The sequence below is a fragment of the Methanosarcina sp. 1.H.A.2.2 genome, from assembly GCF_000979975.1.
Classification (GTDB): Archaea; Halobacteriota; Methanosarcinia; order Methanosarcinales; family Methanosarcinaceae; genus Methanosarcina.
Genome location: NZ_JJQL01000007.1, coordinates 96,201 through 111,409, shown reverse-complemented (window position 1 = coordinate 111,409; position 15,209 = coordinate 96,201). Strand labels below are relative to the sequence as shown.

General features: G+C 45.8%; 17 protein-coding genes. 3 read left to right on the top strand and 14 right to left on the bottom strand.

Going from position 1 to position 15,209, the window contains the following annotated elements; all coding sequences use genetic code 11:
- Nucleotides 1-13 precede the first annotated feature (13 nt).
- Together EO93_RS01595 and EO93_RS01590 are read right to left on the bottom strand one after the other, a co-directional pair.
- A complete protein-coding gene (locus tag EO93_RS01595; protein ID WP_048160888.1) occupies nucleotides 14-1,117 on the bottom strand; it encodes an outer membrane lipoprotein-sorting protein in 1,104 nt (367 codons plus the stop codon).
- A 101-nt stretch (nucleotides 1,118-1,218) separates the two neighbouring features.
- Entirely contained in the window at nucleotides 1,219-2,136 is a 918-nt protein-coding gene (locus EO93_RS01590; protein ID WP_048160810.1) for an outer membrane lipoprotein carrier protein LolA, read from the bottom strand.
- 246 nt (nucleotides 2,137-2,382) lie between these two features.
- Here EO93_RS01590 and EO93_RS01585 point away from each other — a divergent pair, with 246 nt between their 5' ends.
- Nucleotides 2,383-2,859 (top strand): methylated-DNA--[protein]-cysteine S-methyltransferase, encoded by a 477-nt coding sequence (locus tag EO93_RS01585; protein WP_048131556.1) that lies wholly within the window; start codon nucleotides 2,383-2,385, stop codon nucleotides 2,857-2,859.
- A gap of 109 nt (nucleotides 2,860-2,968) precedes the next feature.
- Here EO93_RS01585 and EO93_RS01580 read toward each other — a convergent pair whose 3' ends face one another.
- Nucleotides 2,969-3,481 carry a DUF1616 domain-containing protein gene (locus tag EO93_RS01580; protein WP_048160886.1) on the bottom strand — a complete coding sequence of 171 codons (513 nt, stop codon included), beginning with the start codon at nucleotides 3,479-3,481 and terminating at the stop codon, nucleotides 2,969-2,971.
- A gap of 121 nt (nucleotides 3,482-3,602) precedes the next feature.
- Between EO93_RS01580 and EO93_RS01575 the strand changes: the two genes are divergently transcribed.
- Both EO93_RS01575 and EO93_RS01570 read left to right on the top strand, forming a co-directional pair.
- Nucleotides 3,603-4,391 carry an S-adenosyl-l-methionine hydroxide adenosyltransferase family protein gene (locus EO93_RS01575; protein ID WP_048160807.1) on the top strand — a complete coding sequence of 263 codons (789 nt, stop codon included), beginning with the start codon at nucleotides 3,603-3,605 and terminating at the stop codon, nucleotides 4,389-4,391.
- Between the two features lie 64 nt (nucleotides 4,392-4,455).
- Nucleotides 4,456-5,952, top strand: coding sequence for a HEAT repeat domain-containing protein (locus tag EO93_RS01570; RefSeq protein WP_048160805.1), 1,497 nt, complete (start codon nucleotides 4,456-4,458; stop codon nucleotides 5,950-5,952).
- Nucleotides 5,953-6,115: 163 nt separating this feature from the next.
- On the opposite strand, the gene EO93_RS01565 is transcribed toward EO93_RS01570, so the two are convergent.
- The 11 genes from EO93_RS01565 to EO93_RS01520 form a co-directional block, all read right to left on the bottom strand.
- Nucleotides 6,116-7,108 (bottom strand): radical SAM protein, encoded by a 993-nt coding sequence (locus tag EO93_RS01565; RefSeq protein WP_200898069.1) that lies wholly within the window; start codon nucleotides 7,106-7,108, stop codon nucleotides 6,116-6,118.
- 448 nt (nucleotides 7,109-7,556) lie between these two features.
- The gene (rpl12p, locus tag EO93_RS01560; protein ID WP_048131553.1) at nucleotides 7,557-7,865 is read right to left on the bottom strand and encodes a 50S ribosomal protein P1; all 309 of its coding nucleotides are present in this window, start codon (nucleotides 7,863-7,865) and stop codon (nucleotides 7,557-7,559) included.
- Between the two features lie 50 nt (nucleotides 7,866-7,915).
- Entirely contained in the window at nucleotides 7,916-8,953 is a 1,038-nt protein-coding gene (locus EO93_RS01555; protein ID WP_048131552.1) for a 50S ribosomal protein L10, read from the bottom strand.
- Complete coding sequence (locus EO93_RS01550) at nucleotides 8,954-9,595, bottom strand: 50S ribosomal protein L1 (protein WP_048131550.1); 642 nt, start codon at nucleotides 9,593-9,595, stop codon at nucleotides 8,954-8,956.
- 234 nt (nucleotides 9,596-9,829) lie between these two features.
- Nucleotides 9,830-10,315 carry a 50S ribosomal protein L11 gene (locus EO93_RS01545; RefSeq protein WP_048131549.1) on the bottom strand — a complete coding sequence of 162 codons (486 nt, stop codon included), beginning with the start codon at nucleotides 10,313-10,315 and terminating at the stop codon, nucleotides 9,830-9,832.
- 122 nt (nucleotides 10,316-10,437) lie between these two features.
- A complete protein-coding gene (locus EO93_RS01540; RefSeq protein WP_048131548.1) occupies nucleotides 10,438-10,896 on the bottom strand; it encodes a transcription elongation factor Spt5 in 459 nt (152 codons plus the stop codon).
- Nucleotides 10,893-11,108: a protein translocase SEC61 complex subunit gamma gene (locus tag EO93_RS01535; protein WP_048131547.1), complete on the bottom strand. Its 216-nt coding sequence runs from the start codon at nucleotides 11,106-11,108 to the stop codon at nucleotides 10,893-10,895. Before EO93_RS01535 ends, EO93_RS01540 begins: the two co-directional genes overlap by 4 nt.
- 427 nt (nucleotides 11,109-11,535) lie before the next feature.
- Nucleotides 11,536-12,660: a cell division protein FtsZ gene (ftsZ, locus tag EO93_RS01530; protein ID WP_048131542.1), complete on the bottom strand. Its 1,125-nt coding sequence runs from the start codon at nucleotides 12,658-12,660 to the stop codon at nucleotides 11,536-11,538.
- Between the two features lie 270 nt (nucleotides 12,661-12,930).
- Nucleotides 12,931-13,086 (bottom strand): hypothetical protein, encoded by a 156-nt coding sequence (locus EO93_RS17155; RefSeq protein WP_156161199.1) that lies wholly within the window; start codon nucleotides 13,084-13,086, stop codon nucleotides 12,931-12,933.
- A gap of 63 nt (nucleotides 13,087-13,149) precedes the next feature.
- Nucleotides 13,150-13,740 carry a DUF99 family protein gene (locus EO93_RS01525; RefSeq protein ID WP_048131540.1) on the bottom strand — a complete coding sequence of 197 codons (591 nt, stop codon included), beginning with the start codon at nucleotides 13,738-13,740 and terminating at the stop codon, nucleotides 13,150-13,152.
- A 138-nt stretch (nucleotides 13,741-13,878) separates the two neighbouring features.
- Entirely contained in the window at nucleotides 13,879-15,204 is a 1,326-nt protein-coding gene (locus EO93_RS01520) for a proteasome-activating nucleotidase (protein ID WP_394297231.1), read from the bottom strand.
- Nucleotides 15,205-15,209 lie beyond the last annotated feature (5 nt).

Below are 15,209 nucleotides of genomic sequence, written 5' to 3'. Positions count from 1 at the left end.
ATCAGGGCGTTTTTCAAGCATTTTCCCGTACGGATTCCGCAATTTTCAGCAATTCTTCTCTTTCCAGGGAGGTGGTAAGGCTCAGGTCAATATCCCCTATCTTCCAGCTCAGGATATTCATGTCCCCCAGGTCAAGGTACTTCCCTTCCATCCCGTTAATAGAAACTTCTTCTGCAGAATTCATGATTGAAGCTTCCGGGGCCTCGTTTTCGTGTACGGTTTCCGAAAGGAAAATATTATCTTCCTCCTCGTTTTCGTATCTCAGAAAAACAGTCTCAGAGGCCTGCCCTTCAGGGGCTATCAAGCTGTTGTTGGAGACCGTAGAATAGTTGAAGGCATACCCTTCGGGGAGGTATTCCGGAACCAGGATTTCAAATCCCGCAGATTCTCTGGCTTCTTCGAGGGTCATTTCCTCGAGAATTAATGAGTCAAAATTCAAGGTCTTTACCGTTGCCCCTTCCGGGACCTCGAATACAAACTCGGAGTCCGGGATCCCCTGATTGATTTCCAGGTCGCGGATCTCGAGTTCCATCATCAGGTTTCCGCTGCTGTCATACATTTCATACCTCAGAGGCATCCATGTCTCTTTGTCCACCCAGAGTTTCATCCCGTCTACAAACAGGAGTCCCTCTCCTTCCTCCTTCGGGTTTGCCTCCAGCAAGTATGCGGGCCTTCCGTCGATTTCCTCCATACCAAGCAGAGATACATCCGTTTTGTTCAGGAACTCGCCAATAATTCCTGCGGAATCTAACTCCCCCAATATAGGGGTATCCGGCATTTCCATTTTCATGACCGTATTTGTTTTCGGGTCATAGGTCCACATAAATTCCCCGTCCGAAACCACAATTGTTCCTGCTTCTTCTTCAGGTTTTATTATAACGGTTTTTGTCTTGTCTGGTTTCTTCTGCAGGGTCTGGATCTCACTTTCTCGTGTCTGATTTCCAATGTATGAGGTTATTTGCATCGTATACGAGTAATCCTGGATGCTGGCTTCTTTTTCCTGCATCTGTTCTGCGATCTCTTCCGCACTGAGTTCCCCGGTACAGCCCGATACAAAAAGGACCGGAACCAGCAGAACCAGTAATGTAAATTCTGTAAGTATTTTCCTGTCTGTCATTTTCTCCACCACTCTATTTCCCGGGTTTTTTGAATTCTTCCCATCCCATTGAAAGTTGAATCCTATTCTTCCTCCCTATTTTCCACCGTTGCCCCTTCTCTTCAGGGGCAAAGACCTATGATGAAACCTGAGGCAATCTGCCTGTCCCCATCAGGGCCTGTCAGGTTTTCAGGAGGATAGTATTTCCCGAACTCTCTGGTTTCTATCGTTGTCCCTTCCGGCACCTCGAATTCAAATTCGGAGTCCTGGATGCCCGTGTTGATTTTCAGATCTTGTATTTCATATTTTACTGTCAGGTTTTCGCTGCTGTCATATGTCTCATACCGGAGAAGCGTCCCTGTCTCTTTATCTATCCAGAACTTTTCCCTATATCCTGGCTGGTCTCCTCCTTCTTCTACATCTGCCTCTTTCTCTCCACCTTTTTCGTCCTCTGCCTCTCTTTTTTCCTCTCCTTTTTCTTCGGAGTTCTTTCCCAGCAGGTATGCGGGCCTGCCGTCTATCTCTTCTGTCCCGAGAAGGGATACACCGCTGTCATTCAGGAGGCCTTCAATGAACCCGGTACCACTGTTTTCTCCAGACTCTTTCTCTGCAGATTCTTTTTCCTCGGAATCTTTTTCTTCGGGTCCGGAAGTTTCAGGCAGTTTTACTTTTATGGTGGTGTTTTTCCAGGGGTAATAGGTCCACATGTACTCTCCGTCCGAGACCTCTTCTTTTTCAGTTTCTTCTCCCGGCTTTTTCGTTAGTATTCTGTACATGCCCGGTTTCTTGCACATGACCTCATATTCCCTTTCCAGGGCTTCCCCCTCAAAAAATAAGTTCAGGTGTATTGTACATGAGTAATCTTTGATATTGCCCTCTTTTTGCTGTATCTGTGCTGCAATTTCTTCTACTGTATGTCCATCCTCTTCTGTAAGTTCCTTTTCTACAGTGAGTTTCTCCCCGCAGCCCGAGGTAAATAGGGCAAGTGTCGTTGCGATAAGTACGACGATAAGTACGGGCAGTATTGTCTTTGTTTTCATTTTCTCCAACCTCCAGTTTTTTATTTACGTTTTCCTTTTGTTTTCTGGATCTTTTTTCTGTTTTCAGGCCAGTACTTCAAATTTTAAAGTTTGTTTATGATAAATCTTTCGAAAAAATATTATAAAATATATGTCTTAATTGTGAAATTTCTGCCTATTCATTGGAGAATTTTACAGGCCCTGCACTGAATAGGCATTTCTACCATAAACGATAGAACTACCTGTAACCGGCAGGAGAAAATAGAAATGTATTACCACATAATTGAATCCCCAATTGGCCCAATACTTCTGGCAGGAGACGAAGAAGGCCTGAAATACGTAAATCTCCGAAAAGGCAAAAAGAAAATCGAAGTTCCGGATAGCTGGGTGGAAAATGAGGATTTTTTCAGGGAAATTTCAGGGCAGCTTGAAGCTTATTTTGCAGGGGAACTCAAATCCTTTGACGTAAAGCTGGCTCCCGAAGGCACGGAGTTTCAGAAATCCGTCTGGAAGGCTTTATGTGAAATTCCTTATGGGGAAACCAGGACTTACGGGGAGATTGCAAAAAGCATTGGAAATCCGAAGGCTTCCCAGGCTGTGGGGCTTTCAAACAATCGGAACCCGATTTCGATAATTGTTCCCTGCCACAGGGTCATCGGGGCAAACGGAAAACTTACGGGCTATGCAAGCGGGCTGGATGTCAAGGAATTTTTATTGAAACTTGAAGAAAACAATTTGAAATAAGAAAACACAAAGATTATACTTCATTTCTCTGTAAATCCTGTTTAGCGATTTTAATCATTTCAGCTTTTTCTGGAAAGGCGGAATCTATGTTGAATTTCAGCCCAGCTGCTTATATCTCCGTTAACGGGGTTGAAACGTTTTCCGAGAGATTCTGCGATACGTTTATCCATAGACGAAGGTCTCTATAAGGCACGCTGATACCCTCTTCAAGTACATTCTTCTCGTCCTCATTGTAGAGAGAAAATCCAAGCGTCATATCCTTTCCCTCAAATGGGGGAGTTATGGTTACTGCTTTTTCCCAGGTCTCGTTGTCCCCGAGAGTTATATACTGCTGATCAGGGGGTAAAGGCAGAGCCGTGTTTTCAAGCTTAACTTCCATTGTATAATTGACTGGCTTCTGCTCATGGTTTACAATTCCCACTATTACAGTCCCGTTCTCTCCAAGTACGTAATCTGTTGGATAGTTTTCAGCCGTACCTTCAGGCCCCAGGATATAGAATTCGGTAAAAGGTTTCTGTAAAGATTCTGTCATCTGTTCGTCGTTCTTTTTTTCCTCGCACCCGGATGCAAGAAGAGCCAGGCTTATGAGAATCAGTATGAATAATATTTTTGTATGTTTCATTTTCTCCACGCTTTTTCTATTTCCCTCTATATTTTCCAATGTAGGACTGTATCTTCTCACATCTTAATATTATTTTTCAATCCGCCATAGTGTAAAATAGCAAAAAAGCCGAATAATATTCATGTCTGTCATCACCCTTACCACTGATTTTGGGGACCTCTACCCTGCAGCCATGAAAGCCGTGGTCCTGCGTATCAACCCCGACGCGAAAATCGTTGACATAACTCATTCGATCTCAAGGGCCGGTATCCGGGAAGGCGCTTTTGCCCTTTACTCCCTTGTCCCTTATTTTCCGGTAAAAACCGTGCATGTGGCAGTTGTCGACCCCGGGGTCGGGACTTTCCGCCGCGCCCTTGCCATAAAAGCCGGAGAGACTGGCCGTGAGCAGTTTTTTGTGGGGCCTGACAACGGGCTCCTGATCCCTGCAGCTCGCTGCCTGGGGGAGATGGAAGTGTATGAAATTACAAACAGGGACCTGCTGCTCAAATCCGGGATTTCCGCGACATTCCACGGCAGGGACATCTTTGCACCTGTGGGAGCCCACCTCTCAAAAGGTATGCCAATCGAGGGTGTCGGGCATAGAGTCTCGGATTTTGTGGACCTTGATTTCGGATATTTTGGAGTTGACGGGCCTTTTCTTATGGGGAAAGTTGTTTTTGCTGACAGTTTCGGAAATGTGATTACGAATATCCCGGAAGATGCCATTCTGCAATTCTGCACTTTTGGCTCGAAGGTAGAAGTAAACGGCCGAAAAGTCCCCTTTGTCCGGAGTTATGGTTTTGTCGGACAGGAAGATGCACTTGCACTTATAGGCAGCCACGGTTTTCTGGAAATTGCGATAAACCAGGGAAGTGCTGCGCTTCAGTTCGGGCTCAGAGGCGGGGACCCCGTGGCAATTAAAATTTTATAAGTAGCCTCGCCTTCAGGCGGGTGAATATTTATAGAATATTCTTTATACAAACTGCCCGTTAAGTATGAAATTAACTGATGTAAAAACGTACAAACTGGAATTCTTTTTCTTTTCTATTCTGATTGTTCTGAGCTATGTCGCTCTTTCCGGAAATGATCCCGGAGCCAGGGCCGGAAGTATGAATAATTACTTCTGGATGCCCTCTGCAGTTATGCAGTCTATAGCTGCAGTATATGCCGTGTTTATTGCCATTTTTGCGCTGTCTCTGCAGAGGAACCAGGACAGCATCCATTCGATTGCAAACCGGTTAAAGCCTCCTCTGAAAATCGTATCCTACGCGGCTGCCGGGAGTATATATCTCAACGGGCTGATGCTTATCATTTTCAGCTTATATTCTCCCCCGGAAGCGAAGATAAAACTCATGCTTTTCACTTCTCTGTTTTCATTAGTAGCCTCCCTTGTCGCCATCGTTTATCTGTCCCTTGAGATGTTAAGTGATGTTTCCGGGCTAAAAACTTCCTCCGAAAAATTTGCTCACCTTTCTAATCTCCTTCGGGAGCTTGAGGGCTGGGGCTCTTCAGGGCAAGTGGAACTCAGTGCCGAGGATATGGAGTTCTGCATCCAGGCCCTTGAAGATGAAAAACCGGATGTCCGGATGGTTGCGGCTCAGCTTCTGGGCTTGTTGGGGGATGAACAGGCAGCAGATGCACTCTTAAGAAAATTGGCAGATAAAAACTCCCGGGTCAGGGAAGCTGCAGTTGAGGCTCTCGGTCGTGTTGGGGGTGAAAAAACCGTCGATGTGCTTGTTGAAAAGTTTGAAGATAAAGATCCTGACTTCAGGCTGCATTCCATCCGGGCGCTTGCCAGGCTCGGAGATGAAAGGGCAGTTTACCCTCTTGCCAGAAGGTTGGACGATAAAGTCCTTGAGGTCAGGGTCGCTGCAGCCGAAGCTCTCGGAAACCTTGGGAGCCGGAACGCGGTAGATGCCCTTCTCAAAAAGCTGGAAGACCCTCAGATGGCAGGCACTCCCGTAGAACTTCAAAAACATATCATGGTCGCTCTTGGGAAAATCGGGGATAAAAAAGCCCTGGAAGCCATTCTTTCCAGATTGGATTCTCCCTACCCGGAAATCAGAAAGCATGCCGCAGAAGCTCTTGGAAACCTGGGGGACGAGAGGGCGGTTTCCCACCTGGTCAAAAAACTGGCTGATCTCAGCCCTGAAGTAAGAAACGCTTCTGCATACGCCTTGGGAAAACTCGGAGACAAACGTGCGGTTGAGCCTCTCATCGGAATACTTGAAGAAACCGACCCCGAACTCAGGATTACTGCCGTATATGCACTTGGAAACCTCAGAGTTCCGCAGGCAGTAAGCTCTCTTATCAAAATGCTGGATGACGATAATCCTTGGGTAAGAAAATGTGCCGCCGAAGCCCTCGGAAAAAGTGGAGATAAAAGAGCAATCGAAGTCCTCCTCACAAAATTAAATGACATGGACCCCGAGATCAGGAGAATTGCAGCCGGAGCCCTTGGAATTATTTCCGAAAACCAGGATTTCAGGTGAAAAATGATCAAAGGGACAAGAAACATTTTGTACGGTATTCCGGTTGCCCTGTTTTTCATTCCCTATGCCCACACTGTTTTTTCGTCCTCTTGAGGGAGCGCAGCGACCGAAAAGGACACCGCCCTCCCGAGGCGGGACTCGGGCGAGACGGAAATCGGGCATTTCACATCCACTCGTAATGCATCAAAACTTCAGGATTGAAGCTCTGCATCAGGCTATTTTCAGTATACCCAAAAAAGAGGCAGCCCTCGCAATTCTGCACTATTTCTTTCCTGCGCTGTGTAGAATCTTCCCATACTTTTTCAAATCCGTCCTTCATAACGTTCCCGAGAGGTTCATGCTGTACCCGGCAGGTCTCGGCAGTCCCGTCATGCGTGACATTGATAATAATGCCGCTTGCCCTGCATCTGTAATCCATTTTTCCATCCCTTACCATTTTGAGGTAGGTTTTGGAGTTAATAATGGGGAAGCCCTCTTTTTTCAGCTCGATTATTCTGTCCACAACCCGGCGGAATTTTTCTTTGTCACGGATTCCTATTTCGCTCCAGATCTCTTCGCTGATTCCGGGAAACTCGTGTACAGGCTCAAATGATATTTTTACACCCAGTTTTTTCGCAAGCAAAATAAGGGTTTCAATGTCGTCCAGATTTTTTCCTGTGAGTACGCAGTTCAGCAGGATTGGATTTTTCTGTTTCTGGTGTTTCCTTACCTCGATAGCCTTTTTTAAGCCTTTCAGCAGGGTTTCAAAATCCATTCTCCGGATTTCTTTATAGCTTTTTATCCCATCTACTGAAACCGAAAGGAAATCCACATCTTCAAGCTCTTCTACTCTTTCGTAGAGCAGCTTTCCGTTTGTGACCATGGATGTGACCATCCCGAGTCCCTTTGCGTGAGCCATTATCAGGGGCAGGTCCTTTCTGAGAAGGGGTTCAGTCGTCCAGGCATTATAAACTCCTATTCCGAATTTTTTCGCATCATCGAGCAGCTTGAAGACCTCTTCTCTTTTTGGTTCTTTTCCGGGCTCTTTCCAGTATTCACAGAACTTGCAGCTCATATTGCAGCTGGCATTTACGCCGTGAGAGATGACAAAAGGGCGCTTTTTAATCCTTATCTGCCAGAGGGCTTTTGAAGCCAGAATGGGGTCGAATCGGGACATAGAGATCTCTTTCTGTTTTTTACAATAGCAGTTTTTCCATTCAAGATTAATTCCTCTATTCATGAGCTTTTTTATTATAACTTTTTTGTAAGAGAAGCTGAATAGCAGGAGAACTAAAGAGATTAAAATGTTTAAGAGAAGGTAAGAAAATAATCACTTAATTGGCCAGAAACATAATCTTAAACGTTAGTATGGAAAAACAGCTTGGAGAAGTAACCTTAAAAATAGCTGAACATTGAATATCTGAACAGGGAAACAGTTAAGCCTTAACCAAATCCGAACTATGGGAATATTTATTAGAAATACTAATTCTTGTTTTCAAAACGATTATTTTTCAAAACGATTATTTTTTAAAACGATTATTTTTTAAAACCACTAAAAATACTTTGAAAGTTTTGAACTCCAAAAAAAAGAATGCTCGCCATGAGGCGAGCTATGGGTATTGAAATCACCCGAAGAGGGCGCCGAGACCGGCCATTCCGTCTTCTTCGGAGGTGTCTTCTTCTTCTGGTTCCTCAACAGCAGCTTCTGCTGCTGCAGGGGCTGCTGCTGCTGGAGCTGCTGCTGCTGCGGGGGCTGCGAATGCGGCCTTTGCGATTGCTTCTTCGATGTCCACGCCGTCAAGGGCTGCGACAAGGGCTTTTGCCCTGGCTTCGTTTACTTCTACACCAGCTGCCTGAAGAACGGCAGTGATTGCTTCTTCGGAAATTGCTTTACCTGCGTTGTGCAATAAGAGAGCTGCATATATATATTCCATCATTGATCACCTAATTTTCTATTATCGTAAATTGTAAATCGTAAATTTGTTTATCCGAAAAGGGCGCCGAGTCCGGCCATTCCGTCTTCTTCGGCATGGTCTTCTTCTTCCTCTTCAGGTTCTTCTTCCTTCTTTTCTTCTGCTGCTGCTGCCGGAGCTGCTGCTGCGGCTGCGCTTGCGGCTGCTCCGAGAACTTCCCTCAGATCTTCATCCACAGCAGCTGCGTCCTTATCTGCAGCTTCGGATGCAACAGAGGTCATCTGGACATGTGCTTTTGCCAGCAGGGCGTCCATGACTCCCGGTTCAAGGATAACAGCATTGACACCAAGGTTCTTTGATTCTGCATGTGCTTTTGCCAGCAGGGTGCCGATTGTTGCGCTTGTCGGGTATGCAGTGTTGACTGAGAGGTTGAAAGCATTCTGAACTGCACTGATAATGTCAGAGAAGTACTTGCCTTCATCAATTGCAAGGAGTTCCGGCCCGTAAATTGTCCCTTCATCGTAGGCGGCTCTCATGTCAAGCCCTACAATGAGTGGGAATATTTCCAGCTTTGCGAGCATGGTGGCAAGCTTCTGCGGGACTGCCTCGCCTGCTTTACAGACAACCTTAGTTTCCTTTATTGCTACTTTCCCGGCTTCTATTGAGGCGGGAATCCCTGCGCTCTGGAATTCACCCAGAATCGGACCAGGTGGGAAACTGGTGGGGCCCTTCTGGACAATTATATCCACAGGAGCTATTGCGCCTCCTTTTATTGGAGAAGGTGTCTTTGTCTGCTCAAGCAATTTGTAAAGCTTGAAGGGACTTTCATTGGTAAATACCAGAGCAGTCTGTTTGTCAAGGTATTTATTCATCTCGGGAATGGTTTCCCCGAGCTGGTTTAAAGCCCGCTCTGTGAGGGTGTTCCTGGAGACTTTGAGCACCGCAACGTCCTTAAGGTCCCGGCGAATCTTCTGGATCTTGGTTGCAAGAATGCCTTCGATCCCTACCATCCCGAAAACTTTGTGGGACTGGATGAGTTCCTTTATGTTTTCTATTTCATCCTTTTTCCACTGCGGGACGTGCTCGGTGTGATGCCTTTCTTCTGCCATTTACACCACCCTCTCTGATTTCCCCATGGTTGTCGTGACATAGACCGTTCTGAGGTTGTGCTTGCCCTTATCGAGGACACGCTCAAGCCTGGCCATAATAGTCTCAATATTCTCGGCAAGGTCATCAGGATTCATAGTCCTTCTGCCGACAGCCACGTGGAAGGTAAGTCTGTCTTTTGACCTGAGCTTGACTGCATTTTGCTTGCTCTGGATCAGTTCGCCTATATCCTTGTTCGGCATGAGTGGGATAGGCATCTTGCCTCTGGGTCCCAGAACAATACCAAGGTTCTTACCGATTATCGGCATGAACTGAGTTTCTGCAATAAAAAGGTCACATTCGTTTGCAAGAGTTCTGGCTCTGTTTTTGTCAGCTACCAGCTCTTCGAGCTCAACATCAGAAATAACATACGCAGCACCGGCAGCTTTTGCCTTCAGGCCAACGTCACCCTTTGCAAAAACACCGATCTTCAGCTCTTTTCCGAGCCCGTGCGGAAGAATTACTTCTTCATCGACTCTGTTCTTCGGTTGGTTCATGTCAAGGTTCTTTAAGTTAATCGCCAGATCCACGCTTTCCGAAAAATTGCGTTTTGGCGACTCCTCAATAACTTTCTTGACAGCTTCCAGTATAGTCTTTTCTACCATCTTGTTCCTCCCCGTAGTGTTTGAACTTAATGTCCAGACAGCCACTCCGGCTTACTACGGTGGTTGTAGGGGCTCCCATCCGGGTCTGTTACTCTTAACAGTAAGCCACCAATAACTTTCTCTAAGCTATTCCAGTAGAACACTGTTCAAGGCTCTTGTGCTATTAGTGGTATCCAATTTAAAACTATTGGTGTGTAGCAGACCACGGATTAAAAGGTAAAGGGAGAAGAAGGTTTACCATTCCTCGCTTGCAAGCAAATCGTCAAATTTGCCTTCATCGAGTGCTTTCTGGCAGTCCTTAGCCTTCATGCCTTCTACGTTCACGCCCATAGGGACACAGGTGCCCATTACCTCTTTCATTGTGGCTTTGAGGTCATAAGCAAGCACGTCTTCCTTTTTCATACGGGCGATCTTTGCAACCTGCGGGATGGTTAGGTTTCCAACAACCTCGCTTCCTGCATTTCCTGACCCTTTCTGGATCCCCAGTTCTTTCATGACCAGGGATGCGGTCGGGGGAGTGCCTACCTCGATCTCGACGTTTTTCTTGTCGTCAACAATTATCTTCACAGGGACCTGCATTCCATTGTAGTCCCTTGTTTTTGCATTGATCTTTTCGACCACGTCTTTTATATTGACCCCGAGCGGACCAAGTGCCGGACCTAATGGTGGTCCGGGATTCGCTTTTCCTCCGGGGACAAGTGCTTCAACAATACTTGTCATCTGAGTCTCACCGGTTTTTATAGTATCAATTTTGTAGATTTGTTTCAATCCACTCTGAGTACTGGTGATTTTTGTTTATTAATAAGCTGGAATGTTTCAGGCGTTTCCATCCGATTTCTGGCTTAGTCTTTCTCTTTTTTGAGTATTCTGACGGTGTCGCCGCGAATCGTGATGGGGATCGGAACCACAGCATCGAAGAGTTCCACAGTAATTTCCTCATGCCCTTCGTCAACCCTTTTAACCCGGGCTTTCTCTCCCTTGAAGGGTCCAGAGGTGACCTCAATTATAGCCCCTTCCTTGATTCCGGTCACTATTGGCTTGGGCTTAAGGAAATGCTCGATTTCAGCGATTGAAGAACTCCCTTTAACAATGGCTCTTGCATGTGGAATTGTCTGGATTGCCAGTTCCACGATTCCGGATGTGGGGGACTCGACAAGGACATATCCTTTGAGCTCATCAGGAGCCAGGATTGCTCTTATGTCCAGTCTCTCTTTCTTCGAAATCCTTGCAAGGGCTGTTGCAACTGACCTTTCCTGGTTTGCCGTGGTTTTGATTACGAATATCTGGGAATCCTCACTCATTGGGCCACCCACTGGGGCAACATTGTCAGCAGTACATAGATAATAAATCCAATTGCGCCCACAGCCAGTATGCCGGCACCTGCAACTTTGGCAATGGTCAAGAACTCTTCCCTGGACGGTTTTTTCGTAAGTTTCAGGACCCTCAGGTGTGCCCGGATTGCCTGACCAACGCTTTTTGTGGTTATTTTCGGTTCAAATGTGGATTCTGCCAATTAATTCACATCCAGGTTTTTATATACATCTTTATTTTTATCTGGAGTTTTACGCGCGGCTCTTCCCTTGTATGCTGCATCTCCGAAATTTGCTTTTATATCACAGAATATCGGATTTTATCTTTCAGGAAGGACGGGCGGATTATATTATTAATTCCTATTATATGAAGATATCACTGGCACGGTCTTTGTAACATCCAAAAATTTAGACGCAGGATTATTACTCACGTAAACCCCTTATCGTGTCAGTAAATATTTATTCATTTTTGATGCCGAATTGTATCGGCATCATACTGCATTTACCATAAAAATAGTTTTCGATTGGATTTATATTCCTACGTTCCTTCTTTTTCCTTTAAGAGGAGGAAAACAGTGTTTTTTCCAACCGAGCGTTTTAACCCATTTTACTGTTTCATTCCTGATCTGATCACTCTACGAAGTCAATTCCGTACTTATATGTAATGTTCTTATCGTTCCCGTGGCCGTAAATCTGGGCGGAGGTAACTCCTGTGACCACGATCATGGTACGTACTGTCTGTTCGAGGTCAGGATCGATCTGCGCACCCCAGATCAGGCGGGCATTGCTGTCTATGCGGCTGTAGACTTCCTGAACCACACTCTCAGCTTCCGAAATGGTCATGTCAGGGCCTCCAACCACGTTAACAAGAGCAGAGGTCGCACCTGATATGTCCACGTCAAGGAGCGGGCTGCGCAGAGCTTTCTGGACAGACTCGACAGCTTTGTTCTCGCCGTCTGCCTCTCCAAGCCCTATCATAGCAACGCCTCCGTTTTGCATCACAGTTCTGATATCTGCAAAGTCAAGGTTGACAAGTCCGGGCTTTGTAATCAGTTCGGTTATGCCCTTTACTGCTCTCATAAGGACTTCATCCGAGACTTTAAAGGCAGCCTGAAGCGGAAGTCTTGGGACCACTTCAATCAGCTTGTCGTTGGGGACAACGATAACTGTGTCGGCAACATCTCTCAGACGCTCGAGGCCGGCTTCAGCGTTTGTCCTCCTTACATGCCCTTCCACGCTGAACGGGAGGGTTACGACTGCAATCGTAAGGGCTCCTGCATCCCTGGCTGCCTCAGCCACTACAGGCGCGGATCCGGTTCCGGTTCCTCCTCCAAGGCCTGCGGTAATAAAAACCATATCTGAGCCCTGGACGATCTTGTTAATCTCATCAATACTCTCGATTGCAGCATCTTCTCCTATCTGGGGGAGACTGCCGGCTCCAAGTCCTCTAGTTTTCTTTCTCCCTATGAGAATTTTTTTGCCGGAGCGTATATGAAGAAGGTGCTGAGCGTCAGTGTTCAGAGAAACAAGGTCTGCTCCCTGGATGCCTTCGCCCATCATGCGCTGGATGCTGTTTGAACCGCCGCCTCCGCAACCTACTACTTTGATAGTTGTTTTAAGGCTTCTCAGTATTTCTTCAAGTTCAGCATCCACTTCTAAATTTTCATTAGAGTAATCTGGATTTGAGTACTCTCCCTGCCCGGCGCGTCCTTCCAGGGCAGATCGAGCAAGGGCTTCTTCCACAATGGACCTCATACTACTGTTTTCCTCCATTCTGCTGGGATGATCATTTAACGGATTGTATTAGAAACAAGTATACTACAACAAGGAACAAATTATTTTAACCATCACATATACAGTTTCCAATTTAATAGTTTTCCTTTTCCAGTTTTTGAATTTACACTGTATATGCTTAATAATTTTATTAATGTTACTCTATTTTCCTGTTTGATTTTATATTCCTTGCTCTTCGGGATTATCTGGTCTGTTTCTCTTTTCTGCCCGCACTTCTTTAATTTATTTGTCTCAAATGTATATTTTTTTATTTTGTATAATTTTTGAGGCTGGTTCCTCTATTTTTATCTTTCCCTTTTTTCCTGATTTTTTTCCCTGTTTCCCCTTAATCTCATATCCCGCCCGGAGCTTATTTCTGCTAAATCTTCTGCTCAGGGCTCTGCTCAAGATTCTGGTGGTTCTCTGCCCGGATCTTCTCCTGGAGTCCGACAAAAACGTTTATGTTTTCAATTATGCTTTTCCTCTTGATTCCCCAAAGATGATACCTGTTGCAATTAGATGGGCAACTCTGAGAGGCTCCGGAATATTACTTCTTATTGAAGTGAGGCGGACTATCTTTTCTGCGCTTTTTATCCCTATTCCGGCTTTCTGGATATAAGTTGGAGTTCCGTTTTTTTTCGTTATCAGCTTTTCTATTTTGCCGGCTTTTTTTATTATGTCCCAGCGCACATCTCCATCGGAAAAATGCCTGAGGGCAGATCGGATCTTTTCAAAATCCGGGTAGGAACGCATGATTACAATAACAGGAAGTCCTGTCTCTCTGTAAAGTTCCTCTATATCAACAACATTAAAGCCTCCGTAAGTGATTCCATCAAGCATGATAATTCTGAGCTGGCCGTAATGCCTGCTATTCTTTATCATCGTGCTTATCACCTCGGTAGCATCAAGTCCGTCTCTGGTGATCTCCGAGCGCAGGACTCCGTCTATCCAGTCTCCTCCTCTAAAAACAGTTCCTACTATCATTACCCTTTCATTAAGAAGCGCAGAGTCGTCTATGCCCAGAATTCTGATTTCGGGTTTGATGTGAAAATCTGAACTCACAGGTATCTTTATGTCTGAATTACAAAAATAGTTTGCCGGTTCCCCATGACGCCACTCCCAGCAGAAATCAACGGGAAACAGGAATTTTCCGGTAAAAATGGGACACCCTTAAAAGGTCTTTTGTGACTCCCTGTTTTTTTACACGAACATTGTCGTCTCAGGAGGGCTGCTAGGCATCATTTTTTGCGTATCCGCAGCCACAGATACCTTACCCACTGCTTCGAGGAAATCTTCCATTTCAACGAGTTCCTTATCTTTTCTGACCGCGAACATGCCTGCTTCAGTGGCAATTGCCTTCAGATCTGCTCCGCTCATCCCTTCGGTAGCTTTTGCGAGCTTTTTAAAGTCGATTTCTCCCGCAAGAGTCATCCTTTCACAATGGATTTCGAGGATTTTTCCTCTGGCTTCTACTCCGGGCATCGGAACATGGACAAGCCTATCAAAACGGCCTGGCCTGAGAATTGCAGGGTCAAGGACATCCGGTCGGTTTGTTGCTGCAATGATCCGAATGTTCTTTCTCTTGTCAAAGCCATCCATTTCTGCAAGAAGCTGCATCAAAGTTCTCTGAACTTCTCTGTCTGCGCCAGTCGTCTCGTTTAAACGCCTTGCAGCTATCGAATCCAATTCATCGATAAAGATGATACTGGGAGCTTTTTTCCGTGCCATCTCGAAGATTTCCCTTACCAGTTTGGAGCCGTCCCCAATGTATTTCTGTACAAGTTCAGAACCCACAACTCTGATAAATGTCGCATTGGTTCTATGGGCTACGGCTTTTGCAAGCAGGGTTTTTCCCGTGCCCGGAAGCCCGTAGAGTAGTACTCCTTTCGGGGGCTCAATCCCTATCCGGTCAAAGCGTTCAGGCTCAATTAGCGGAAGTTCTACTGCTTCCTGAAGTTCCTGAATCTGCTCCTCGAGACCGCCTATCTGATCATAATCCACTTCAACACTTTCGATAACCTCCATTGCGGCAACAAAAGGTTCTTCTGTGGAAGGGATAACCTCTGCAATGGCAAGTGTATGCTGGTTCAAGGCAACCTTTGCCCCTGGCAGCAGTTTTTTCTCGTCAATATATTGTGAGACGTTAACCAGAAACTGAGGCCCGTTACTGCTGCGGACAATTATACGGTCATTCTTGATCACATCAATAACCGTACCAATGATCAACGGAGAGGTCTTCATGCGATCAAGCTCTGACTGAAGCTTTCGTATTTCTCTCTCATACTTGATCTTCTGGTTCTCTAAATAGCGTTTTTCGGACTCTATCTGGCTACACTGCTCTTCCAGAAAACTGTTGCGGCTTTCAAGTTGCCTCACTCGGTCCTGGACGCTTTCAGTTGACTCCCCCAGCTCTCCAGGCTCGATTCCGTCATACACAGATCCGGACTTCACAAGGTGACTGCGCATGCTTTCATCCTTACTTTTGGTACTTTCCGTCATGGAGCTCCGAATATTATTTAAGTTCATACCGT